This window comes from Rothia sp. L_38, from assembly GCF_050689125.1.
In the GTDB taxonomy this organism is placed as follows: domain Bacteria; phylum Actinomycetota; class Actinomycetes; order Actinomycetales; family Micrococcaceae; genus Rothia.
In genome coordinates this window covers 13,766-37,258 of the sequence record NZ_JBOEQD010000017.1, presented here as the reverse complement: position 1 = coordinate 37,258, position 23,493 = coordinate 13,766, and the positions used below count along the sequence as shown (strand labels likewise).

Annotated in this window: 21 protein-coding genes; 19 read left to right on the top strand and 2 right to left on the bottom strand. The window is 59.8% G+C overall.

The features are described 5' to 3' along the window. Positions 1–167: 167 nt before the first annotated feature. The 3 genes from ACRCJM_RS11145 (at position 168) to fmdA (ending at position 3,339) form a co-directional block, all read left to right on the top strand. Positions 168–1,673 carry a protein adenylyltransferase SelO family protein gene (locus ACRCJM_RS11145; RefSeq protein WP_431464956.1) on the top strand — a complete coding sequence of 502 codons (1,506 nt, stop codon included), beginning with the start codon at positions 168–170 and terminating at the stop codon, positions 1,671–1,673. Positions 1,674–1,789: 116 nt separating this feature from the next. After that, positions 1,790–2,071, top strand: coding sequence for an FmdB family zinc ribbon protein (locus ACRCJM_RS11140; protein WP_431464955.1), 282 nt, complete (start codon positions 1,790–1,792; stop codon positions 2,069–2,071). 11 nt (positions 2,072–2,082) lie between these two features. Continuing rightward, positions 2,083–3,339, top strand: coding sequence for a formamidase (gene fmdA / locus ACRCJM_RS11135; RefSeq protein ID WP_431464954.1), 1,257 nt, complete (start codon positions 2,083–2,085; stop codon positions 3,337–3,339). A gap of 78 nt (positions 3,340–3,417) precedes the next feature. Here fmdA and ACRCJM_RS11130 read toward each other — a convergent pair whose 3' ends face one another. After that, complete coding sequence (locus ACRCJM_RS11130; protein WP_431464953.1) at positions 3,418–5,682, bottom strand: MDR family MFS transporter; 2,265 nt, start codon at positions 5,680–5,682, stop codon at positions 3,418–3,420. Positions 5,683–6,070: 388 nt separating this feature from the next. On the opposite strand from ACRCJM_RS11130, the gene ACRCJM_RS11125 reads away from it, so the two are divergent. The 4 genes from ACRCJM_RS11125 to mshC all read left to right on the top strand — a co-directional run bounded on the left by ACRCJM_RS11125 (position 6,071) and on the right by mshC (position 9,831). After that, complete coding sequence (locus ACRCJM_RS11125; protein WP_237185657.1) at positions 6,071–7,033, top strand: L-lactate dehydrogenase; 963 nt, start codon at positions 6,071–6,073, stop codon at positions 7,031–7,033. A gap of 153 nt (positions 7,034–7,186) precedes the next feature. Next, positions 7,187–7,486, top strand: a complete 300-nt coding sequence (locus ACRCJM_RS11120; RefSeq protein ID WP_237185658.1) for a hypothetical protein — start codon at positions 7,187–7,189, stop codon at positions 7,484–7,486. An 89-nt stretch (positions 7,487–7,575) separates the two neighbouring features. Beyond that, on the top strand, positions 7,576–8,406 hold the full coding sequence (locus ACRCJM_RS11115) for an undecaprenyl-diphosphate phosphatase (RefSeq protein WP_431464952.1): 831 nt from the start codon (positions 7,576–7,578) through the stop codon (positions 8,404–8,406). A gap of 120 nt (positions 8,407–8,526) precedes the next feature. Then, a complete protein-coding gene (gene mshC, locus ACRCJM_RS11110; RefSeq protein WP_431464951.1) occupies positions 8,527–9,831 on the top strand; it encodes a cysteine--1-D-myo-inosityl 2-amino-2-deoxy-alpha-D-glucopyranoside ligase in 1,305 nt (434 codons plus the stop codon). On the opposite strand, the gene ACRCJM_RS11105 is transcribed toward mshC, so the two are convergent. Continuing rightward, the gene (locus ACRCJM_RS11105; protein WP_431464950.1) at positions 9,828–10,712 is read right to left on the bottom strand and encodes a PAC2 family protein; all 885 of its coding nucleotides are present in this window, start codon (positions 10,710–10,712) and stop codon (positions 9,828–9,830) included. The genes mshC and ACRCJM_RS11105 overlap by 4 nt on opposite strands. Positions 10,713–10,812: 100 nt before the next feature. Here ACRCJM_RS11105 and ACRCJM_RS11100 point away from each other — a divergent pair, with 100 nt between their 5' ends. From ACRCJM_RS11100 to tatC, 12 genes are all read left to right on the top strand, one after another. Continuing rightward, on the top strand, positions 10,813–11,958 hold the full coding sequence (locus ACRCJM_RS11100; protein ID WP_431464949.1) for a site-2 protease family protein: 1,146 nt from the start codon (positions 10,813–10,815) through the stop codon (positions 11,956–11,958). A 65-nt stretch (positions 11,959–12,023) separates the two neighbouring features. Continuing rightward, the gene (locus ACRCJM_RS11095) at positions 12,024–13,058 is read left to right on the top strand and encodes a tRNA (adenine-N1)-methyltransferase (protein ID WP_237199065.1); all 1,035 of its coding nucleotides are present in this window, start codon (positions 12,024–12,026) and stop codon (positions 13,056–13,058) included. Between the two features lie 87 nt (positions 13,059–13,145). After that, a complete protein-coding gene (gene arc, locus ACRCJM_RS11090; RefSeq protein WP_431464948.1) occupies positions 13,146–14,831 on the top strand; it encodes a proteasome ATPase in 1,686 nt (561 codons plus the stop codon). Positions 14,832–14,833: 2 nt separating this feature from the next. Further along, positions 14,834–16,435 (top strand): depupylase/deamidase Dop, encoded by a 1,602-nt coding sequence (gene dop / locus ACRCJM_RS11085; protein ID WP_431464947.1) that lies wholly within the window; start codon positions 14,834–14,836, stop codon positions 16,433–16,435. 29 nt (positions 16,436–16,464) lie between these two features. Then, entirely contained in the window at positions 16,465–16,662 is a 198-nt protein-coding gene (locus ACRCJM_RS11080) for a ubiquitin-like protein Pup (protein ID WP_237185666.1), read from the top strand. Positions 16,663–16,713: 51 nt separating this feature from the next. Beyond that, a complete protein-coding gene (gene pafA / locus ACRCJM_RS11075; RefSeq protein ID WP_431464946.1) occupies positions 16,714–18,147 on the top strand; it encodes a Pup--protein ligase in 1,434 nt (477 codons plus the stop codon). Positions 18,148–18,252: 105 nt separating this feature from the next. Further along, positions 18,253–19,317 carry an FKBP-type peptidyl-prolyl cis-trans isomerase gene (locus tag ACRCJM_RS11070; RefSeq protein WP_431464945.1) on the top strand — a complete coding sequence of 355 codons (1,065 nt, stop codon included), beginning with the start codon at positions 18,253–18,255 and terminating at the stop codon, positions 19,315–19,317. Between the two features lie 31 nt (positions 19,318–19,348). After that, entirely contained in the window at positions 19,349–19,750 is a 402-nt protein-coding gene (locus ACRCJM_RS11065) for an FKBP-type peptidyl-prolyl cis-trans isomerase (protein ID WP_237199069.1), read from the top strand. A 72-nt stretch (positions 19,751–19,822) separates the two neighbouring features. Next, on the top strand, positions 19,823–21,775 hold the full coding sequence (locus ACRCJM_RS11060; protein WP_431464944.1) for a helix-turn-helix transcriptional regulator: 1,953 nt from the start codon (positions 19,823–19,825) through the stop codon (positions 21,773–21,775). Positions 21,776–21,922: 147 nt separating this feature from the next. Then, positions 21,923–22,237, top strand: a complete 315-nt coding sequence (locus ACRCJM_RS11055; RefSeq protein WP_431464943.1) for a hypothetical protein — start codon at positions 21,923–21,925, stop codon at positions 22,235–22,237. A gap of 5 nt (positions 22,238–22,242) precedes the next feature. Then, entirely contained in the window at positions 22,243–22,494 is a 252-nt protein-coding gene (gene tatA / locus ACRCJM_RS11050; protein WP_237222753.1) for a Sec-independent protein translocase subunit TatA, read from the top strand. Between the two features lie 100 nt (positions 22,495–22,594). Further along, on the top strand, positions 22,595–23,443 hold the full coding sequence (gene tatC, locus ACRCJM_RS11045; RefSeq protein WP_237242238.1) for a twin-arginine translocase subunit TatC: 849 nt from the start codon (positions 22,595–22,597) through the stop codon (positions 23,441–23,443). Positions 23,444–23,493 lie beyond the last annotated feature (50 nt).

Below are 23,493 nucleotides of genomic sequence, written 5' to 3'. Positions count from 1 at the left end.
GCAAATCAGGCCCTGGCGGAATTTTATACCCCGGTAGATTATCAACTTTACTCATCAGTTAAACTGATTATTTTCGGCTGGCGCCTTTAAAAAATTTTGAAATCGGTGGCAGCTCCCAGCCTCCAAGCCAGTCTCTCTAGCCTTCGACCGGGCGATAAACTAGCCCTATGCAGCCTACTGAACCCCGTGCGTCCGCCCCGCTCCTTGACCATACCTACAGCGAGACCTTCCCCGACCTCACCCGCCCTGCCCAGCCGGATATCCCGCAGGGTACCCGCCTGGCCTGGCTCAACGAGAATCTTGCCCGCGACCTGGGGCTGGATCCGACCTGGTTGCGCACTGACGCCGGTCTAGCCTGGATGACGGGCAGGGGAGAGGCCCCCACGGTCGCCCTGGCCTACTCGGGCTACCAGTTCGGGCAGCTCTCGCCGGTGTTGGGTGACGGGCGGGCCCACCTCATTGGTGAACTGGCTATCCCCGCGCGGGAAGAAAGTGGTAGGGTTGTCCGCTGCGATCTACACATCAAAGGCAGTGGTCGGACGCCTTTCTCTCGCCCCGGTTCGGACGGCAAGGCTCCACTGTCGGCGGCCTGGCGCGAGGCTGTCATCGGGGAGTCCCTGCATGCGCTCGGTCTGCCGACTACCAGGGCCCTGGCTGTGTTTGAGACCGGAGAGAAGGTGCAGCGCCGCGCACCTGAACCGGAACCGGCGGGGCTGGTTCTGCGTGTTGCCGCCAGCCACCTGCGGGTAGGTACCTTCCAGTTTGCCCAGTATCACTGCGACCCTCAGGTGCGGGGGCAGCTGGTCGATTATGCCCTGGCTCGTCACTACTCCGACCTCACCCCGGGAGAAAATCGCAGTGAGCGGGCCCTTGCCCTGCTTCAGGCTGTGGCGCAGAGGCAAGCTCACCTGGTAGCTAGCTGGCAGGCGCTGGGGTTCGTACACGGGGTGCTCAACACCGATAACGTGACTATTTCCGGCCAGGCTATCGACTTTGGCCCCTGCGCTTTCATCGATGCTTTTGAGCGCGGCAAGGTTTTTAGTTCTATCGACCGCCAGGGCCGTTACGCCTACAACCACCAGCCCGGCATTACCGCCTGGAACCTTTCCCGTTTTGCCGAAACCCTGCTCGATATCATCGACCCTGAAAACCCGAACCGGGCAATCCACCTAGCCACCGAGGTGATCTCGGAGTTCGAAGATGAAGTGGTGGAGCAGCAAATAGCTGCTTTTGCTGCCAAGCTGGGGCTTGACCTGGGTGGGGTTGGTGAGGACGTCCGCGCTCAGGTGGGTAGATTCGGGCAGGCAACTCTTGGGCTACTGGAGCGCCACGCGCTGGACTTTACAGGGTTCTTTAGGTCTTTGGCTGAAGGAACCTGCCTGCTACCGGAGGAAGAACGGCAGGGCTGGTTGGCTCGGTGGGAAGAACTGAAGAGCGCTACAGGTACTACCCCTGAACGGGCGACGGAACTCATGCTGGCACATAACCCGTTCTACATCCCCAGAAATTTAGCCCTCGACGCTGCCCTACGGCAGATGGAGCGCGGGAATCGGCAACCGCTTGAGGAGCTGCTGGAAGCCGTCAGTAACCCCTTTGAGCGTCATTCCGGCCTGGACTACCTGGAGGGCGCTCCTGCCGAGTCCCGCTTCTTCACGAGCTTTTGCGGAACGTAACACGGTTGTCACCAGAGATTTACAGCAGACCTCTTGACGGTTAGGATCAACCGGGCCTATTTTTGTGTTAAGCATCACCTATAAGTAAGGTGATGGCCTAATCAGTGAGGGAAGCTATGCCGCTGTACGACTACAAATGCCCAGCCTGCGGAGTTTTTGAACAGAGTCACCCCATGAGTACGGTGCCCCGTTCGGTGCCCTGCCCAACCTGTGCCGAGCCATCCCGCAAACTCATGTCAGGTGTGGGTTTGTCTCGTCTCAATACCCCGCAGGGGCGGCTGCTTGAATCAACTCAAGCTAGCGCCTATGAGCCCCAAGTTATCAGCGGTAGGCCTACCCCCGCGTCCCGCCCCAACATCACCTTCAACCCCAAGCACAGACTACTTCCTCGCCCCTAAGGAGGCCCGTCATGCCTGTTAATCTCTTTCCCCTCGATTCCAGCAAACCCTTTGACCAGCAAGAAAAACTGGGCCATAACCGCTGGCACCCAGAAATTCCGCCGGTAGCAACCGTCAAACCGGGAACCTCTTTCCGCGCAGACTGCCGGGAATGGTTCGATGGTTTTATCAAAAACGACGACTCGGCCGACGACGTCCGGGACGCCCCGCTCCACACCGTCCACGCCCTTGCCGGACCTTTCGCGGTTGAAGGTGCGGAGCCAGGAGACCTGCTCATTGTCGACATTCTTGACGTCGGGCCCATTCCTCAGGAAGAAGGTCCGATAGCCGGTCAGGGCTGGGGTTACACCGGTATTTTTGCAAAAAATAACGGCGGTGGTTTCCTCACCGACCAGTTCCCGGACGCTTACAAGGCAATTTGGGACTTCAAGGGAGGGGAGTGCACCTCTCGCCATATTCCTGGAGTGAAGTTCACCGGTATCGTGCACCCCGGTCTCATGGGAACTGCCCCGTCGGCGCAGCTGCTTGCCAAGTGGAATAAGCGCGAAGGGGATTTGATTGCTACTGACCCGCTACGCGTACCACCGCTTGCCCTACCACCTGAACCGGATGGAGCTATTCTTGGTTCTTTGAGTGAAGACCAGTATCAGCGGGTCGCCGCAGAAGCCGCACGTACCGCGCCACCTCGTGAAAACGGCGGTAACCAGGACATCAAAAACCTCACTAAGGGGTCCCGCATCTTCTACCCGGTCTTCGTGCCCGGTGGGCACCTATCGGTGGGTGACCTGCACTTCTCCCAGGGCGATGGCGAAATTACCTTCTGTGGTGCTATCGAAATGGGCGGCTACATTGACCTGCACGTCGACATCATCAAGGGTGGCATGGAAAAATACGGTGTCTCAGAAAATGCTATCTTCATGCCGGGTCGCGGAGGCCCCGTCTATTCAGAGTGGCTTGCCTTCTCTGGAACCTCGGTGACCCTGGAAGGCGAGCAGCGCTACCTGGACTCCCAGCTAGCTTATCAGCGAGCAATCCTGCACGCTATCGACTATCTAACCCAGTTTGGTTACTCACCGGAGCAGGCCTATCTCTTGCTCGGTGCGGCCCCTATCGAGGGGCGTTTCTCTGGCGTTGTTGATATTCCTAACTCCTGCGCTACCGTCTATATCCCCACCGAAATTTTTGATTTTGAGGTACGCCCGGGTAAGGACGGCCCGGTCAAGATTGATCCCGGAATCGGGGCACCTCGTTCAGCAAATCCCGTTTAGTCAGAACCTGAAAGAAAGGCCGGGGCCTACCACCGACAAGTTCGGTGACAGGCCCCGGCCTTCTGCTATCGAGAGTGCCTAGCGGGAGCGGCGGCGCAGCCAGCTCAACAGGGCGGCAGCTAGAGCCAGGGTTCCTGCGGCAGCAGCGGCGAGGATGCCAGCCCGCGGCTTCTTGCCAGACGCTAGGGGAGCCTGGGGCGCGGCAGTGGTGGGAACAGCCTCCACCACGGGGATACTGCCGGTGTAGACGGTCTGAACATCGAGCACATCGCGCTCAGCTACCTCGGCCTGGGGCTCAGCGGCATCTTCAGCCTGCTTGTTGCCCTGAGCGTTCTCCTGCAGACCCGAAGCTGCACGCAGCGGGGGAGTCTTGAAGAAGAGAGCCAGAACAAAGGCCATAACGGTGGCAAAGAAGCCAACCCAGTAGACCGACAGAGTTGAAGCGTTGAAGCCAACCATGAAGGGGCGGGTGAGGCGGGCGTCCGCACCGGTGAGGTAAGAAGTATCAGAGGTTGAAACGCCTGAGCCTTCACCATCGGTGGAGGTAGAAGAAATCTGTTCTGCCAGGGTTGGGGTGAGCTGGTCTACCCAGTAGGAGCGCTGGGCTTCATCAGACCAGTCAACGGCCAGGGTGCCGTCCTGAACCGACGCATGAGCCTGCTCGGCGGCAGATGCCAGGGCAGCCTCTTCAGCGGCAGGGGTGGCTTCAGCTACCTGGGCGTCAATGAAGGTCTGGGCCTGGTCGGCAGGCAGGGCACCAGCGTCAACCTGGGCCTGAACCGCAGCAGAAACCTGCTGGTAGACCGCATCGTCGGCGGCGGTGCGAGCCTGGTCAGAGGCGGTTGAGAGCTGAGAGGCGATAGAGCTCTGGGCGGGCTCCACAATCTGATTCCACATCTGCTCCATGATGCCCTGGTTCTCAGGAGCGGAGACCACGGCGGGAGTCAGCGCGGCGTCAAGACCCGAACGCAGGTCGTCCTCGTTGCCCATGGCCTTCATGATGTTGCCGGGCATAGCTGAGAAGAGAACCGACAGCAGGACGGCGGTACCCATGGTGCCACCGATCTGACGGAAGAAGGTGGCGGCGGAGGACGCCACACCCATGTAGGAGGGAGCAACAGCATTCTGGGCTGCCAGGGTCAGGGACTGCATGAGCTGACCCAGGCCAAGACCCATGATGAACATGCCCAGCATGAGGAACCAGAGGGGGCGGTCCGCTGTCATGAAGGTCAGGTAGTAGTAGGCAACTACCATGAGGGCAGTGCCCAGGACGGGGAAGATGCGGTATTTACCGGTGCTAGCGACCATTCGACCCGACACGATGGAGGCGGTCATAATACCGGCCATCATGGGTAGGGTTGCGAAGCCCGACTCGGTGGGGGTTAGCCCGGTGACAATCTGCAGGTAGAGGGGGATGGTCATCATGGCGCCGAACATGCCGAAGCCAACCAGGAAGCCCAGAAGGGACGACATGGAGAAGGCACCGGAGCGGAAGAGAGCCAGCGGGAGGATGGCGTCCTGGCCCATCTTGGATTCGATGATGAGGAAGGCTGCTAGACCCAGGGCGGAGAGGACGAAGCAGGTGATGGACGCTGCGGAGGTCCAGCCCCATTCGCGACCCTGTTCAGCAACGAGCAGGAGGGGGACCAGGGCTACAACAACGCTGGTTGCACCCCACCAGTCGACGCGGGGCTTGAGAGCAGCATCGGTGATGCGGGGCAGGTGCAGGAACTTCCAGACCATGGCCAGGGCAATGATGCCGATGGGGACGTTGATGAGGAAGACCCAGCGCCAGCCGGTAATCCACAGAATTTCGTCGCTACCGGCAAAGAGGCCACCGGTGAGGGGGCCGAGCACGGAGGAGATGCCAAAGATGGCCAGGAAGTAGCCCTGGTACTTGGCGCGCTCACGGGGAGCCAGCATGTCGCCCATAATCGCCATGGGTAGAGACATGAGGGCGCCCGCACCGATGCCCTGGAAGGCGCGGAAGGCTGCCAGCATGATCATTGAGGTGGAGAAGCTGGAAAGAAGCGAACCCAGAATAAAGACGACGATACCGAAGAGGTAGAGGGGTCGGCGGCCGAAGAGGTCGGAGAGTTTGCCGTAGATAGGGGTGGTGATCGTGGAGGTGATCATGTAGGCGGTGGTGACCCAGGCCTGCTGTTCTAGGCCGTGGAGGTCATCACCGATCGTCCTGATAGCTGTGGAGACGATGGTTTGATCGAGGGATGAGAGGAACATGCCCGCCATAAGACCGACGATGACCAGCATGATTTGCCGATGGGTCATGAGGGGTTGGTCTTGGGCGGTTGTCTGCTCTGGTGTAGCTGGTGCTGTAGACATGACGAACCTTTAGGTCTGGAGTGAATTGTGGGTTCGCGCGGTTTTGCTTGGTCTACGGTGCGCGGACGCTTGTGGCGGGCGGTTGCGTAGTCTTGGGTTCGCGAACTTAACAAGCTTAAGTGCAGTTCTGCAAAAACACTTCCTTCTGAAAGCGTCTTGTGCACCACAGTGGGCAGGGTAGCTTGAAATTATCTACGTAAGACCGGGTGTGAGCTTTCACAAAGGGTCATCCTGCACATATTTGGTTTTGTGGGCTTTTCTGAGTAAAGGTCAGCAAAACCCCAAATGAAAAGCAGATAAACCCACATAAAAGCGTATTTTTTTCTGGCATACTTGAGATGTAACGAACACAAAACAACCCCACAGCATCTGCTGAAAGGAACCTCCCATGGCTCTCGAAAAGAAGAACACCAAGCTCGGCGTTATCGGCGCAGGTGGTGTTGGTTCAGCAACCGCCTACGCAGCAACCCTGCGCGGCGCAGCTGATGAAATCGTTATCTACGACATCGCCGGTGAGCGCGCTGAGGCAGAAGGCCTCGATATCGCCCACGGCACCATGTTCGCCCACGAAGCTGAAGTTTCAGGCAGCGGCGATGTAGAAATCCTGCGCGACTCAGACCTCATCATCGTGACCGCAGGCGCCCGCCAGAAGCCCGGTCAGCCCCGCCTCGAACTGGCAGAAGCAAACGTCAACATCTTCAAGTCCATGCTTCCCAAGGTCATGGAGGTAGCCCCCAACGCTATCCTCATGATCGTCACCAACCCCTGCGACGTCCTCGCCGTTGTTGCTCAGAAGATCACCGGCCTGCCCACCGAGCGCTGCTTCGCATCAGGTACCGTGCTCGACTCATCCCGCCTGCGCTGGCTGATTGCTGAAAAGGCCGGTGTCTCCATCAAGTCAGTTCACGCCAACATCGTTGGTGAGCACGGCGACTCAGAATTCCCCGTCTGGTCAGCAGCCAACATCGGTATGGTTCCCCTTGATGAGTGGACCAACGAAGACGGCGAAAAGGTCTTCACCGAAGAGGTCAAGGCAGAACTGGCAGAGGAAGCCATGCGTGCAGCCTACAAGGTCATCGAGGGTAAGGGTTCCACCAACTACGCCATCGGTATCTCAGCGACCCGCATCGCAGAGGCAATCCTGCACGGCCAGGACGCCGTACTCAACGTCGCAACCCAGGTACGCGGCCGTTACGGCATCGAGGGCGAAGCCGCTCTCTCACTGCCCTCAGTTGTCTCCCGTGACGGCGTCAAGCGCGTACTCGACGTCCCCATGACCGACGAGGAAATCGAGCGTCTGCGCGCCTCAGCCAACGCCATCAACTCCTCACTGGCAACCCTGGGCTTCTAATACCGGATAAGCCACTAGCGCATCCGAAGCCTAGCCCTATAGACAGTGCCGCCCCGCTCCCACCCGAGCGGGGCGGCACTGTTATGTGTGATTCACCAAATTTTCACCGCTCGGTATTTCCCACCTACCGAGAAAGGGGGTAACGTCTACTGTATGAGTAATAACCCTCGTGCCGAACTGGCTCACCTGACCGCCGCCCTCGAAGAGCACCTCAACGCTATTATCAATAGCCGCGGTGAACACGACGCCGCCGTCGACAACACCTACGTAGCCATCGCAAACGCCTTTGAACGCTACGAAGAAGCCCTGTTCGACGCCTATGAAGAGGTCACACCGCTCGAAGTTTTCATCGAAGATGAAGACGACGACGATGACTTTGACTACGACTTCGATGATGAAGACGACGAAGACGATGACGAGGTGGAGTACTACCTCGATGAAGAGCAGAAGTAGACCGGTTATCTAGGTTCTACCTGTTATTCCAAGCACAGCACCGCGAGCGGTGCTGTGCTTTTTCTTTGACTCGCGTAGAGTTTTCTGCTGTGGAATGGATACAAGCAATCATCCTGGGTCTCGTCCAGGGTCTAACTGAGTTTTTGCCGATCTCGTCATCGGGTCATATTCGTATCGTGGGTCAGTTCTTGCCGAACGGTGAGGATCCCGGTGCGGCTTTTACCGCTATCACCCAGCTGGGTACTGAAGCGGCTGTTTTGGTCTTCTTCTGGAAGGACATCGTTCGCATCATCAAGAACTGGTTCGGTTCTTTGGTGGGCAAGGTTGATAAGAAGGATCCGGACGCCCGCATGGGCTGGTTCATTATCATCGGTTCCCTGCCGATTGGTATTCTGGGCATCCTGCTGGAGGACTACATCGATTCAACCTTCCGTAGCCTCTGGATTACCGCAACCATGCTGATTGTGTTCGCAATCTTCCTGGGTATTGCAGACCGTATCGGTCGCGAACAGCGCGAGCTGAAAGACCTCACCATCAAGCACGGTATTCTGTACGGTTTCGCGCAGGCCCTGGCCCTGGTTCCCGGTGTTTCTCGCTCCGGCGGTACTATCATGGCCGGTCTGCTCATGGGCTACACCCGTGAGGCTGCCGCCCGTTACTCCTTCCTGCTGGCAATCCCCGCAGTTTTCGCATCGGGTCTCTACAAGCTGGCAGGCAGCTTCTCTGAGGGCTTCACCGGCTACTACGGTTTCGGCTCCACCATGGTTGCAACCCTGGTTGCTTTCGTGGTCGGCTACCTGATTATTGGTTGGTTCCTCAAGTACGTTTCCAACAAGAGCTACAGCATCTTCGTCTGGTACCGTATCGCCCTGGGTCTTGCCCTGTACATCCTGCTGGGCACCGGCGTCCTCGCCGCGTAGACCTGTCTCACTTTTTACCCGCCCGGAAATACCTTTCCGGGCGGGTATTGTTTTAGGAAGAGAAAAAGTGCCGCCCGAGGCTATTTTGGGTAGGCGCACATCGACTATCGTGAGGTTTTCATGCGAGCTTGGGACCAGCCCACCATTCCGTCACTCCCGGGGCAGGCGCCCCTTCCCACCGTCTTTGATACTGCGGCCGGAGGCAGACAGACTCTTGAGCGTGAGAGCCGCGCCGGGCTGTACGTCTGTGGCATTACCCCCTACGACGCTACCCACATGGGGCACGCTTCTACCTATGTTGCTTTTGACGTGCTGAACCGGGCCTGGCGCGATGCCGGGGTAGAGGTAACCTTCGTACAGAACGTCACCGACGTTGATGATCCCCTGCTTGAACGCGCTGAAGCGACCGGCGTTGACTGGCGGCAGCTTGCTGAGGAACAGACCGAGCTGTTCCGCACCGATATGGCGGCCCTGAACGTCATTGCCCCCGACCACTACGTGAGCGTTGTTGACTCGGTGCCCTCTGTGGCGACTGCTGTGCAGAAACTGCTGCACGAGGGTGTGGCCTACCGCGTGCCCGGTTTCACCGACGAGCAGGGCGTTACCCAGCCCGACGGTGATATCTACTTCGATATTGAAGCCGCCCAGAAACTGGGTGAAGGCCGCGAAGGCGGCTGGTCGCTGGGTCAGGTGGCCCACTACAGCATGGAAGAGATGCTGACTATTTTTGGCGAGCGCGGCGGCGACCCTGATCGCCCCGGTAAGCGTAACGCCCTTGACCCCCTGCTGTGGCGCGTTGAGCGGGCGGGGGAGCCTGCCTGGGAGGCGGGGGAGTTAGGACGCGGCCGCCCCGGCTGGCATATCGAGTGCAGCGTGATCTCGAGTGAGTTCCTGGGAGCACCCTTCTCTGTTCAGGGCGGTGGCTCTGACCTGATTTTCCCGCACCACGATTTGGGTTCGAGCCATTCCTTTGCCCTGAACGGTGAGCCTATGGCCCGCCACTACATGCACACCGGCATGGTGGGCCTTGACGGGGAGAAGATGAGCAAGTCCCTGGGTAACCTGGTGCTGGTGTCGAAGCTGCGGGCTGCCGGTGTAGAACCTGCCGCTATCCGCCTGGCGATTATGGATAACCACTACCGCACCGACTGGTTCTGGCAGGAAGATTTGCTGACCAAGGCCCAGGGGCGTCTGGAACTCTACCGCTCGGCTACGACAGCTGCCGAGGGGCAGGCCGATGAGGCCGCGCTTTCCCTGCTTGAGAGCGTCCGCCAGCATCTTGCCGACGACCTCAACACTCCCGCCGCTCTGGTTGCCCTTGACCAGTGGGCCCTCTCTACCCTTGAGAACGGTGGTGCCGGCGGTCAGCTGGTAGCCGACTTGCTCATGGCCCGCCTGGGCATTGATTTGGCACCTGCTGCCTAGTTGTCGTCCTGGTCCTTGAGGAATTTCTCGAACTGGGCCGCAATATCTATTTGGCTGAGGTCAGCGATATCGTCGTTGGCCTCAGCTATTGATTCTAGGGTTCGTACGTAGCTGGCCAGCTCGGGCTCGTCCTCGATGAGGGCGTCGGCCTGGTGGTTCCAGCTGGCGATGTCGTCTGCGCTGCGCTCTAGGGGCATGGGGAAGCCCAGAATCGCTTCGAGGGCAGAGAGCAGGGTGAAGGTTGCCTTGGGGTGGGGCGGCTCAGGCAGATAGTGGGGAACCGAGACCCAGAGGGAAAGCGCCGGTATGTGAGCCTGCCCGGCTTCGAACGCCAGCACGCCAATCAGGCCGGTTGGACCCTGGTAGGCATTGGCTTCTACGCCCTCTAAGGCGAGGACGCTGCTGGTATAGCTGGTAACGCTCAGCGGCAGGGGGCGGGTGTGGGGGACCTCATCGAGCAGGGCCCCGCAGAAAACAACCAGGTCAACCTGTTCTCGCTGCACCAGGTCTTTAAAACGCTCGATGTAGGCCTGCCAGTTCATGGAGGGCTCGGGGCCCGAGAGGGTGAGCAGGCGGACGCCGGCGGTGGTGTGTGCCTCGGTAAAGACGGTATCGGGCCAGGTAATGCGCTGGGTGCCGTCCTCGTCGATGCTCAGAAGAGGCCGGGTTTCGGTGTAGTTGTAGCAGCCGCTCACGTCAAAGCCGGGTGCCGGTGCGGCGGGGTAATGCTCCCACAGCGCGCGGAAGGCGTCGATAACGGCGTCACCGGCGTCATTCCACCCAGCGAAACCGACCAGGAGCACGGTGGGGGCGTGAGCCGGTAGGGTGGAGGTGCTTGCGAAATGGTTCAGAGCGTTGAGGGGGAGGGGCTGATTAATCACCCCCATATCCTACCCCTGATAGGCCGTAACCTCTACAGGCAATAGACTAGAGAGTTCCGGGGCGGCAGCTCCGGCAATGTAGCGCTCAGGAGGTAAAGGTATGACGTCCCATCCGGGTCTTCGGATTGGTTCTTTCGCAGGGGCGCCAATATATCTGCGCCTCTCCTGGTTCCCCCTCATGGCTTTGGTTGTGGTGGGTTACGGTATGAACCTGGCGTCGTTGCGGTCTTTAACAGAGGTGCAGGGCTATCTCGCTGCCGGTGTGGTTGCCGGTACCCTGGCGTTGGGAGTCTTCGCCCACGAACTGGCGCACGCTGCGGTGGGCCGGGCCCGAGGGGTGCGGATTTCGTCCATCTCCCTGAATATGTGGGGCGGTCAGACCAAGATGCAGACCGCTTCGGCAGCGACCTCACTGCTGGTGTCGGTGGCTGGCCCGCTGGTGAACTTTGCGGTAGCGGCCCTGTGCCAGCTTATCTGGCTGGTGACGGGTTCCGCCGACTTCTTTGGCTTCGCCTTAGCTGCCCAGGTCAACCTTGCTATCGGTATTTTTAACCTGATACCTGCCTTCCCCCTCGACGGCGGTTATGCCCTCGAAGCCCTTGTCTTTATCCTGGTAGGCCGCCGGTCGGTGGCAACCCGGGTGACGGCCTATACGGGCCTTCTGCTCCTTGCCCTCTTAGCTAGCGCCCTGCTCTTTACCGGCCTGTGGCGATCCCCCTGGGTACTACTGGTGGCCGCTGCCCTGGCCTTTTATCTGTGGAGCGGTACCAACCACTCCCTCAAACAACTCGCGCAGGATTCCGACCCTCGCCACCCCCTACGGGCGTCCGCCCTGATGGTCCCCGCCCAGCTCGCTGACCCGCACAGCAGCATCGGTGGTGCCCACCAGCGCTGGGACGGCGTATCCCACCTGCTTCTGGTAGAGCAGCAGGGAGCATCCGTGCGCCCCCTAGCCCTAGTTGACCCTACAACCCTAGCTGCCTCGCTGGGCTCTCTTGACCAGCAGCCCCTGGCCGCTATCGCCCAGCCCCTTGCAGCTCGCACTCTGGGCATCCAGACCGGTTACATCGACACCCTCGATGAGTACAGCGGCTTTGCCCACTACCGCCTGCCCGAAGAGCAGCGGGGGCAGAACCTCACCTGGGTAGTGATGGACGCCGCCACCCCCGTAGGTCTGGTAACCTCCCAGGCCATGACTCAGGCGGTGCTCGCCACCGTGGGCGCTGGCACGTCTTCATCTAAATGACCCCACCGCGCTTTTCTGAGACAATAGAAGAAACCAGACCAAAAACGAAAGAGAAATCTGACCTTATGAGCACCCCTACCGGTAGCGTCAACCGCCGTGGCCCCTTCCGCCCGGGAGAGCGCGTCCAGCTAACCGACGAGCGCGGACGCATGACCACCATTACCCTGGCTGAAGGCGGGGAGTACCACTCCCACCGCGGTTTCTTTAAGCACAGCGAGCTCATCGGCAACGTTGAGGGCACCGTGATTGAAAACTCCGAGGGGTTCAAGTTCCAGGCCCTGCGCCCGCTCTACAAGGATTTTGTGCTTTCTATGCCCCGCGGCGCTGCCGTGGTCTACCCCAAGGATGCCGGCCAGATTGTGGCCATGGCCGATATCTTCCCCGGTGCCCGCGTGATTGAAGCTGGCGTAGGCTCCGGTGCCCTCTCTATCGCCCTGCTGCGGGCTGTGGGGGACAGCGGCCACCTGCGCTCTTTCGAACGCCGAGAAGAGTTTGCCGATATCGCCCGCGGCAACATCGAGACCTTCTTCGGTGGGGAGCACCCCGCCTGGTCGCTGACCCTGGGCGATCTGGCAGAAGCCCTGGGTGAGGTTGAAGAACCCGGTAGCGTAGACCGCGCCGTCCTCGACATGCTGGCCCCCTGGGAGTGCCTGGACGCCGTAGCCACCGCCCTGGCGCCCGGCGGCGTCATCATCTGCTACGTTGCAACCGTAACCCAGCTCTCCCGCGTGGCTGAGGCCCTGCGCGCCGATGGCCGCTTCACCGAGCCCGAATCCCACGAAACCATGGTACGAGGCTGGCACGTTGAGGGCCTGGCAGTGCGCCCCGACCACCGCATGGTAGCCCACACCGGCTTCCTCATTACCGCCCGCCGCCTAGCTGACGGGGCAGAGCGTCTGGCCCCCAAACGCCGCGCCTCAAAGACCGATTTCTCAGAAGAGGATATGAACGCCTGGACTCCCGCAGCCCTGGGCGAGCGCAATGTCTCTGACCGTAAGCTCCGCCGGGCCGGTCGCGATGCCCTGAACCTGGCTGAAAAGGCCGCCTCCGCCGCCCAAAAGGCTGAGGCAGCGCAGGCTGACCAGGATTCCGAAAACTAAAACCCCATGACGGCCCCGCCACCCGATGATTGGGGTGGCGGGGTTCTGACTCACCGGTGAGTCGTCACCAGAAGGAAGTGCCCCAGCATGAGTGAACGTTTAACCGTTTCGTCGGTAGATTACGAGCGTATTCTGCGGCAGCTCAATATCGCTAACGATAACCGCCGCAATCTGGATCGGCAGTTGCGGGCGGCTGGCGAGCGTAACCAGAAGCTGGTGACGGCTCTGACCAAGACGAAGAACGAGATTGAGCATTTGCGCATGGCGCTTGCCCAGGAGGTTGCGCCTCCTCTGAACTCTGCTCTGGTCTTAGCGGTTCACGGTGCCACCATGACCTACCAGGATTTGGCGGACGGGAAGACTCCGGCTGAGGTAGAGGAACACCTCGATGTTCAGCTGGGCGGGCGGTTGGTACGGATTACCTGTTCACCGCTTCTGCCGATTGCTGAGGTTAAGCCGGGCATGACCGTCCTGCTCAACGAGCAGACCCAGGCCGTGGTGTCGCTGGGGTTTGAGGGCTACGGTGATGTGGTGACGGTGCGTGAGGTGCTCGATCACGATCACCTGGTGGTTGACCTGCCCAACCAGTCAAAGGCTGTGGCCCGCATCTCGGGCGCTCTGGACCCGGACGAGCTGCGGGTGGGGGATACCGTCACCTACGATTCGCGTATTCAGATGGTGACCTCCCTGGTTCCCCATACCGATGCCCAGGAGCTGGTGCTGGAAGAGGTACCCGATGTTACCTATGACAATATCGGTGGCCTGGGTGACCAGATTGACCTGATTAGGGACGCCGTTGAACTGCCCTTCCTGCACCCCGATATTTACCGCCAGTACCGCCTCACCCCGCCCAAGGGTATCTTGCTCTACGGCCCTCCCGGCAACGGTAAGACCCTGATTGCCAAGGCTGTGGCTAACTCTCTGGCTGCGCGTGCTGCGGAGCGGTCTGAGAATGGTAAAAAGACCGGCTACTTCTTGAACATCAAGGGCCCGGAGCTGCTGGATAAGTATGTGGGTGAGACCGAGCGACAGATTCGCGATATCTTCTCTGCTGCCCGCGACAAGGCACGAGCGGGCCACCCCGTGGTGGTTTTCTTTGACGAGATGGAGTCGCTCTTCCGCACCCGCGGTTCGGGCCGGTCTTCGGACGTAGAAACCACCATTGTGCCCCAGCTTCTGGCTGAGATTGACGGGGTTGAGAGCCTGGATAACGTCATTGTGATTGGTGCGACCAACCGCGAAGATATGATTGACCCGGCCGTGCTGCGCCCGGGGCGTTTGGACGTGAAGATCCGCATTAACCGCCCCAACAGGGCCGGCGCTGCCGAAATCTTCGGGCTTTACCTGACAGAGGACCTGCCGATTAGTCAGGCTGAGGTGGCACGAGCCGGGTCCCAGCAGAAAGCTGTTGCCAGCATGATTGAGACGGTCATTGAACACCTCTTCTCCGCTGAGCCGGCGAACCGTTACATCAGCGTTGATCTAGAGAACGGCGTGAGCCGCTGGCTCTTCAGGGGCGACTTCCTCTCGGGCGCAGTGATCCGCAATATCGTCGATCAGGCTAAGAAGCTGGCGATTAAGTCTTACCTGTCTACCGGGGCTGAGGGCATCAGCACCGAGCACCTGCTTGAGGCCGTGCGCGCAGAATTCGAGGACCAGGTCGAGGTGCCCCAGGCCAGCGAAATTGAGGACGTCCTCTCCACCCTCAACATTCGTTTGCGCGTGCTTAACGCAGCCCCGGCTCGTGCCGTCGATACCGGAGCGGGGGTCTAGCGATGACTGTTCGCCGTATCATGGGGGCCGAGACCGAGTACGGGGTGCACGCCCCGGAAAAGCCCCACGCCAACCCCACGGTGCTCTCTGCCTTTGTGGTCAACACCTACGACACCCTTTTCAAGCAGGAGCTCTCAGCGGCCCTTGAAACCCGCTGGGAGTACGGTTCAGAAGCACCGTTAGCCGATGCTCGCGGTTTCGACATGCCGCGCGAGCAGGCCCACCCCACCCAGCTGACCGATACCGCCCACGTGCTCACCAGCGAAGACATCGCAGCAGAGGCCCTGAGCGAGGCCGGGCATTTTGCCGAGCGTATCGATTGGGACGCGGTCACCATGAACTCGATTCTGCCCAACGGGGCCCGTTTCTACGTGGACCATGCCCACCCCGAGTACTCCTCGCCCGAGGTGACTAACCCGCGCGACGCCGTCCTCTGGGATGCGGCAGGCGACCACATCGCCGCACAAACCGTAGCCACCATTGAAAAGGTAACCGCTAGCCAGAGTTCGGCTATGCCCGCGGTCAACCTCTACAAGAACAATACGGACGGCAAGGGCCAGTCCTACGGTTCCCACGAGAACTATCTGGTGCCCCGCACCGTCGATTTTGAGTACCTGGCAGCTAGCCTGCTGCCCTTCTTCGCCACCCGCCAGGTCATGGTGGGGGCAGGACGGCTGGGCTTGGGTACAGCGGGGGAGCAGGCAGGTTTTCAGATTTCCCAGCGCGCTGACTTCTTTGAGCGCACCGTCGGGCTGGAAACCACCGTTCGCCGCCCTCTGATTAACACCCGCGACGAGCCCCACGCCGACAGCAACCGCTATCGCCGCCTGCACGTGATCACCGGCGACGCTAACCTGTCGCACACCTCTAACCTGCTCAAGTTTGGCACCATGTCCCTGGTGCTGAACCTCATCGAGGCCAAGGCCGCTCCCGCCATCAAACTGGCTGACCCGGTTGCTGCCATGCACACGGTCAGCCACGACCTGACCCTGAGCACCCAGCTGCCCCTGGCGGGCGGGGGCAGTATGAGCGCCCTGCAGATTCAGCGGGCCTACCTCGATGCTGCCATCGCGCTAGAGACCAACCCCGATGAGGCAACCGCCGAGATCCTGCAGCTCTGGGGCGAGGTGCTAGAGGCCCTGGCGGAAAACCCCCTGTCCCTGGCCGACCGCCTGGACTGGGTTGCCAAGTACGCCCTACTGAAGGGCTACGTTGACCGGGGCCTGAGCTGGGATAACCCCAAGCTGGCCGCTATAGACCTGCAGTATTCGGACGTCCGCCCCGGCAAGGGCCTGTACCACAAGCTGGTAGCCCTGGGCCGCATGAAGACCCTCTTCAGCCCCGAAGAGATTGCCCGGGCCGCGGCCGAGCCGCCGCGCGACACCCGTGCCTACTTGCGCGGTAAGCTCATCACCACCTGGCCCGACGAGGTCGTAGGAGCCAACTGGGACACCCTCTCGGTACGCAACCCGCTCTTCATCGACCTGCACCGCCTGACCATGGATGACCCCGAGCACTTTACCGCCGAAATCGTTGAACCCCACCTGGGGCTAGAGCACGCAGACCAGCTTTTTGCCCTACTGGCAGGCCAGCAGCACAGCTAGCCGTCATACCCCACAGAAAGAGAGACATCATGGACCGCATCCAGCGCCAGAACACCACCTCAACCACCTCCCAGCAGGTAGAAGAAGTAGCCATCGCCCACCAGAACACCGAGGTGAACGAGCAGGCAGTATCAGACATCGACGACCTGCTGGCAGAAATCGACGGCGTGCTCGAAGAAAACGCCGAAGACTTCGTCAAAGGCTTCGTCCAAAAGGGCGGCCAGTAGGCCCAACCCCCACACGTAGCCAGTACCCGCCCCAACGCCTAAGGAAGACCCGTGGAACGCAGAATATTCGGCATCGAAACCGAGTTCGGCATTAGATACATCCCGAAAGGGCTTGGCCCCCTGGCCCCAGAAGAGGCCGCCCGCAAGCTCTTCAAGCCGGTGGTAGACACCTGGCGTTCCTCCAACGTCTTCCTGCCCAACGGCGGGCGGCTCTACCTTGACGTGGGATCCCACCCCGAATACGCTACCGCCGAGACCGCCTCGGTCCGCGATGCCCTGATTCAGGACAAGGCGGGGGAGTACCTGCTCAATGACCTGGTCAACCAGGCAGAAGATTCCCTCGAAGCAGAGGGCTATCAGGGGCAGATCTTCCTCTTCAAAAACAATGTTGACTCGGCGGGCAACTCTTTCGGATCCCACGAGAACTACATGCTAGAGCGCAAGGTGGAGTTCTCCCGCCTGGTCCGCTCCCTGATTCCCTTCCTGATTACCCGCCAGATTGTGGTGGGGGCGGGTAAGGTACACCCGGCAGGCCCCCCGCAGTGGGGCGGACGTCCGCTCGGGCCAGAGGGGCAGCCCAGCTTCTCCTTCTCCCAGCGCGCCGACTACATCTGGGAGGGCTCATCAACAGCCACCACCCGGGCCCGACCCATCATCAACACCCGCGATGAGCCCCACGCCGACGCCTCGCTCTACCGTCGCATGCACGTCATCAACGGGGATTCCAACATGTCGCAGGCCACCACCCTGCTCAAACTCGGGGCCACCGACCTGGTGCTTCGCATGCTTGAGGACTACTACCCCCTCGAGAACTTCGAGATCAAAGACACCGCCACCGCCCTGCGCGTCATCTCCCACGACCTGACCGGCACAGCCACCTTCCCCCTAGCGGACGGCCGTGAAGCCAACGCCCTGACCCTGCAACGTCACTACCAGGCAGCCGCCACCCGCTACATCGAAGAGAAGGGGGCCCACCACGAGGACGTGCCCTACATCCTGGATCTCTGGGGCCGGGCCCTCGACGCGGTGGAAAGCGGCGATACTTCACTCATTGATACCGAAATCGACTGGGCCATCAAAAAGAAGCTGCTCGATACCTATATCGCCCGCGGGGCCAGCGGCTACGATGACCCCAAAATCCAGCAGCTTGATCTGGCCTACCACGATATAGACCCCACCCGCGGTGTCTTTGGGCTGCTCACCCGCAAGGGCCTGGTCAAGAACCTGGTCAGCCACGATGATATTGCCCACGCCACCGTACACCCGCCCGCTACCCGGGCCTCCCTGCGCGGCCGCTTCATCAGTGCCGCCCGCAATGCCGGCGAGCCCTTCACCGTGGACTGGGTGCACCTGAAACTCAACAACAAGCCCCACCTGACCGTCATGTGCAAGGACCCCTTCGCCACCGAAAACGCGGCCATGGACGACCTACTGGCAACCCTCAATCTCGGGCCGGGCGATACCTGGTCCCCGCCCTTTATTTAGGCTATAGGGCGAATTACCAGAACCTACCCAGCTCTATCCGCTAGTATGTACGCGGTGAAGAAAAGCGTTCCTTCAGTGAACGTAACAGCAACGAAAGTGAAACCAGTGAAGAAAAAGTCAGCCTTTATCGCATCCAGCGGCGCCGTGCTCGCCCTCGTCCTCTCCGCCTGCGGTGGAAACGGCGACGGTAGCAGCCTCTCTGATGTTTCCTACTCCATGAACGAAGCCACCGCTGAGCCCTCGGTTTCTTTCGCAACCCCCTTCGCTGCCAACGGCACCGAAGCCTACAAGATTGAGGACGGCGACGGCGCCACCATCGAAGACGGCGACAGCCTGCTGGTAGACGCCACCGTCTTTAACGGTGCAGACGGCACCTCCCTGGGTACCACCTACACCCATGCGCCCATGATTATCCCTGTGGGTCAGGAACTTAAGGATGCCGCTCCCGAGCTCTACGACATTCTGATCGGCTCTAAGGTCGGCATGTCCTTCTCCTATTCCACCAACATCGACACCACCTCTACTTCCACAGCAGAGGCCACCCCCACCGTTTCAGCGGGTACCGCCACCAACGTTGAGGTTTACACCGTCTCCAGCAAGCTGCTCAAGAGCGCAGAGGGCACTGAAAACGAGAAGCAGTCCTCAGCTCTAGAAAGCTTCTCCGTAGCTGACGACGGCACCGCTACCCTGACCCTGTCTGCTGATCGCGGCGACGCTCCCACTGAGCTCTACACCGAAGACCTGATTACCGGCACCGGTGCCACTGTCTCTGAAACCGATACCCTCTATGTCAACTATGTTGGTGTGACCTGGTCAGATGGCGCCCAGTTCGACGGCAACTTCGGAGCTACTCCCACCGCTCTTTCCCTGAACGGTGTGATCGAGGGCTGGAAGCAGGGTCTGGCCGGTAAGACCGTGGGTTCCCGTGTGCTCCTGGTTATCCCCAGTGAACTTGCCTACGGTGAGGACGCCGCCACCAGCGGTGCCCCTGAAGGCGCCCTGGTCTTCGTGGTAGATATTCTGGGTTCCTCACCTACCCGCACCGCAGCAGCATCCCCTAGCGCCTCAGCTGATGCGTCCGCCACTGCAACCGCAGATGCCAGCGCTACCGCCACCGAATCGGCCTCTGAGTCTGCGAGCGCTGAAGCAACCGCTTCAGCCAGCGAATAAATTTCATTACCAACAAGAAAAGGTTATCCCCATGTCATTTGGTCAGCGTAATCTCGACCGCACTAAGCCTGAAATCGATTTCCCCGAAGGCGGTACCCCCGAAGAACTCATTATTATCGATGAGATTGAGGGTGCCGGTGAGGTAGTTGAGGCTGGCGATACTGTTTCAGCTCACTACGTGGGTGTTGCTTTCTCCACCGGTGAAGAGTTTGACTCCTCTTGGGGTCGCGGTGAGCCCCTGCGCTTCCAGGTAGGTGTGGGTATGGTCATCCGTGGCTGGGACGAGGGTCTGCTCGGTATGAAGGTGGGCGGACGTCGCCGTCTGGAGATTCCCAGCGAGATGGCGTACGGTTCTCGCGGTGCCGGTTCTGCTATTGGTCCTAACGAATCCTTGATTTTCGTGGTTGACCTGGTAGACGTCATCAAGCGTTAATTCTTGCTCCTGGTCTCTGCCTGGGCGTGTTTGGCCCCCGGTTCGAAAGAGCCGGGGGCTATCTTTATGTATGTGACTTCTAAAGCTGTTGAACGTGCCGCTGCCCTGCTTGATGTGCTTTCGTCGGCCCCCTGGGGGCTGGACCGACAGGCCCTGCGTCAGCGGGTGCCGGGGTATGATCTAGCCGCTACAGATGCTGCTTTTGAGCGTATGTTTGAGCGGGATAAGCAGGTCTTGCGAGCCTTGGGTGTTGAGCTGGTAGCTGAGCGGGCTGACCGGTCACAGCTGGGTTTTGTGTACCGTCTTGAGAGCAAGTCTCAGGCGGTTGCTGATTTTTCTGCCTTGGATGTGGTGGTTTTGAGTCACTGTGCCAGGGCCTGGGAGGGCACCGAGCTGGAGCGCTTGGCTCGGGCTGCCTTGCTGAAGGTGGGGGCGAGTGTGGGCCAGCGCCTGGGCGGTGAGCTGGGGGAGCCGGCCCGGTTTACCACGGTTCCCGGGGTTGCTGAGTGCCTGGCGGCGGTGGCTGAGGGCAAGGGAGTGAGTTTTCAGTATGCTGGCCAGGATGAGGTGCGGACGGTTACCTGCTGGGGCTTAGGTTTACGGTTTGGGCACTGGTATCTGGTGGGCTGGGATAGGGCCCGGCAGGGCCAGCGTATTTTTCGGCTTGACCGGGCTGCGGGCCTGGCTGTTCTTGCGGTGGAGGGGCCGGAACCTCCGGCGTCCTTTTCGATGGTGCGGGAGCTGGCGGCCTTGGAGCCCGAGCAGGTTCCGCTAGTTGCCAGCCTGCCTCTGGTGGCAGAGGACGACGGGGAGGACGAGCCGCAGCTGAGCCCCTCCTACGGGCTGGTGGAGTCTGCCCTGCAGGCTATAAAGGACGGACGCACCCACCTGCTCCCCTTAGGCAGCGAGGTTGCTGGCGTGGTTCAGGGTTACCAGCAGAAGGTTGCTGAGAAAGAAGCCGGGCTGCGGCAGGAGCTGAGGGCCTGGCACACCTCTTTGCCTGACCTAGCAATTCCAGAGCGTGCAAAGGCTTGGAAGCCGGTAGCCGCCCAGCGGTCGCGTGAAAGCGCCGCTGATCAGCTGATGAGGCTTCTACTGATGGTCTCCCTGGTGGAAAGCACCGGTGGCCTGCCGCTAGCTACCCTGGCCGATTTCTTTTCTACCACGGAGTCAAAAGCCCGTATTCAGTTAGAAGGGTTAGCCAGTAGCGTAGGGTTTGAATCCCTGGCTTTAGACATCAACTCTCAGGGCTTTGTGACCATACGACGGCAGCAGGTCTTGACCCGTGGCGTCTCCCTGACCGAAACCGAGGCACTAGTCCTCAGCCTTGCCCTGGACCTATCTGCCAGTCTCGATACTGAGTCCTTTTACAGCCACCTGCGTCAGAAGGTCTGGGCTTCGGTTGCGGGGGAGGCCGCCCCCGACGTTGCTCCCATGCCTGAGCGGGTGGGCGTCTATCGGGCTGACCTTGACCCGATGATTCAGCGAGCTCTCGACGACAAGATACCGCTCGAAATTACCTACCGTTCCCACCGCTCAATGACCCAGCGCGTGATTGAACCGCTAGCTCTCATGGTCGATAACGGCCCCCGTTACCTGCAAGCCTGGTGCCGGCTCAGCCGTCAGGTACGGCACTTTAGGCTTGACCAGATCTTGAGCATGAGCCTTGTTGAAGGCGATAGTTTGAGCGGGTCCTACCAGACCGGTCTCGGGCAGGGGGAGGGTGCGTCCGCCCCGATCAGCCCCCGAAGCTGGCTCACCCAGCTCACCAAGGGGCAGGTAGCTGCCGAAATGATGATTTTGGCCGTTTCGAAAAGCCTACCCCCTGCCCTAAGGGAAAAGACCCACAGCGTTTTGCAGCGGTATGCGCTTGAAATCGCCGACGAAAACGGTGTGACCTTCTACAAAATACCGGTTGCCCATACGCTGTGGGCCCTGCAACTTCTGATAGATCTTGGCCCCACCGTCCGACTACTAAGCCCCGACCACCTGCGGGCTAGCCTGATTGAGCTGCTGGGTGACTAGTCGGTCAAGATAAAGCCCTGTAACCGCTGGTAACCCATCACCCAGCAGAATCAGTGCAAGCCCACAGCAACATATTCTCAAAACTAAAGGCGCTTGGGTTATATAATTGTCACTATGCCTTGGTGGTTTTGGATAGTTTTGTGGACCGTGCTCGTCGTGAGCTCGCTCTGCCTGCTAGCCTGGCTGCTATACCGCGTCTTCCGCAAAGCCTTGGGGGCACTCGACGCCGCCCAAGAGTGGGAGTCCACCATTACGGATGCACTGGGGCAGGCTAGCCACGCTCAGCCCCTCAGAGAAGAACCTCAACCGGCTCTTTTCACCCCCGTAGGAACCGCCTACGCAGACTATATCCAGGGCAAAAACACTCGAACGCTCGACCGAGCTCGCCGTCGCTCCCAGCGCCGTGATGAACTAGGTCAGCCCCAACTCCTCGGAGACCTTAAACGTCTTCAAGAAAGGTGATACTAATGAATATTCAAGGTTGGCACTGGGTCGTCCTAGTCATCATCGTCATTCTCCTTTTCGGTGCTCCCAAGCTCCCCGGCATGGCCCGCAGCCTCGGCCAGTCCATGCGCATCTTCAAATCTGAAGTCGACGGCCTGAAGAGCGATTCCAATAAGAATAACCAAGCAAACGGCGATACCAACGACTCCGTTGTTTCCGGTGAGGTCATCAATAACCCCACCACTACCGACCAGAACAAGGGCTCACAGAACTAAGTTCTCACCCCTAGAGCGTTCGTGAGTTAACCGCCCGACCCGTACCCTGGCCACCAGGGTGCGGGTTTATGGGCTCCAAGAGTTTCAGCAGAAGGCACCCATGGCTAAATCAACCAGCCGAAAGAATAATCCCCAGGCCACTATGGCCCTCGGCGAGCACTTTCGCGAATTCCGCAACCGCCTCATTAAAGCGACAGTAGCAACTGTAATCTGCGCTATTGGCGGATTCTTTCTCTATGAGCCTTTTATGAATGCTATCAGTGCTCCGGTGTACGCTATCAACACTGAAGAGGGTCGTACTGCTGCTCTGAACTACTCCACTGCAATTTCACCTTTCGACCAGATGATTCGAATTTCGCTCTACATTGGTCTGGTTATTGCAAGTCCCGTTTGGATTTATCAGCTTTGGGCCTTCATCACTCCGGCTCTGTATAAAAAAGAGAAGCTCTACACACTAGGTTTTACCTTTACAGCACTTCCGATGTTCTTGTTAGGAACTGGCCTGGCCTGGTGGTTACTCCCCAGCGCAATTTCAACATTGACCCAGTTCAGCCCTAACGGTGCAACCAACTTACTGACAGCCGATGTGTACATCAGTTTTGTGGTCAAGTTTATGCTTGCCTTCGGTATCGCTTTTGTTCTTCCGGTTCTCCTGGTTGGTCTTAATTTCATTGGATTAATTAGCGGTAAGGCGATGCTTAAGTCCTGGCGATGGGTAGTGCTAATCGTGGCTATCATTGCGGCTATGGCTGCGCCTGGCGGCGAAATCATGTCCATGGTCTACCTCATGCTTCCTCTGCTCTTTTTCTTCTTCCTTGCGATTGGGATATCTCTCCTCAACGATAAACGCCGAGCTAAGAAGCGGGCTCGTATAGAAGCAGGTCTTAGCGACGAAGAACTCAACCGGGCCACCAGCCTCGAAGAACTCGACCAGTTGGGTCGCTCCTAAACGTCCCCGCCCCGGTGTACAGCACCGGGGCGGTTTTTTGTTCGCGCTGG

Coding starts and splice junctions, on each gene's coding strand:
- ACRCJM_RS11145 (WP_431464956.1), top strand. CDS start 168: ATGCAGCCTACTGAACCCCGTGCGTCCGCCCCGCTCCTTGACCATACC.
- ACRCJM_RS11140 (WP_431464955.1), top strand. CDS start 1,790: ATGCCGCTGTACGACTACAAATGCCCAGCCTGCGGAGTTTTTGAACAG.
- fmdA (WP_431464954.1), top strand. CDS start 2,083: ATGCCTGTTAATCTCTTTCCCCTCGATTCCAGCAAACCCTTTGACCAG.
- ACRCJM_RS11130 (WP_431464953.1), bottom strand. CDS start 5,682: ATGTCTACAGCACCAGCTACACCAGAGCAGACAACCGCCCAAGACCAA.
- ACRCJM_RS11125 (WP_237185657.1), top strand. CDS start 6,071: ATGGCTCTCGAAAAGAAGAACACCAAGCTCGGCGTTATCGGCGCAGGT.
- ACRCJM_RS11120 (WP_237185658.1), top strand. CDS start 7,187: ATGAGTAATAACCCTCGTGCCGAACTGGCTCACCTGACCGCCGCCCTC.
- mshC (WP_431464951.1), top strand. CDS start 8,527: ATGCGAGCTTGGGACCAGCCCACCATTCCGTCACTCCCGGGGCAGGCG.
- ACRCJM_RS11100 (WP_431464949.1), top strand. CDS start 10,813: ATGACGTCCCATCCGGGTCTTCGGATTGGTTCTTTCGCAGGGGCGCCA.
- ACRCJM_RS11095 (WP_237199065.1), top strand. CDS start 12,024: ATGAGCACCCCTACCGGTAGCGTCAACCGCCGTGGCCCCTTCCGCCCG.
- arc (WP_431464948.1), top strand. CDS start 13,146: ATGAGTGAACGTTTAACCGTTTCGTCGGTAGATTACGAGCGTATTCTG.
- dop (WP_431464947.1), top strand. CDS start 14,834: ATGACTGTTCGCCGTATCATGGGGGCCGAGACCGAGTACGGGGTGCAC.
- ACRCJM_RS11080 (WP_237185666.1), top strand. CDS start 16,465: ATGGACCGCATCCAGCGCCAGAACACCACCTCAACCACCTCCCAGCAG.
- ACRCJM_RS11065 (WP_237199069.1), top strand. CDS start 19,349: ATGTCATTTGGTCAGCGTAATCTCGACCGCACTAAGCCTGAAATCGAT.
- tatA (WP_237222753.1), top strand. CDS start 22,243: ATGAATATTCAAGGTTGGCACTGGGTCGTCCTAGTCATCATCGTCATT.
- tatC (WP_237242238.1), top strand. CDS start 22,595: ATGGCTAAATCAACCAGCCGAAAGAATAATCCCCAGGCCACTATGGCC.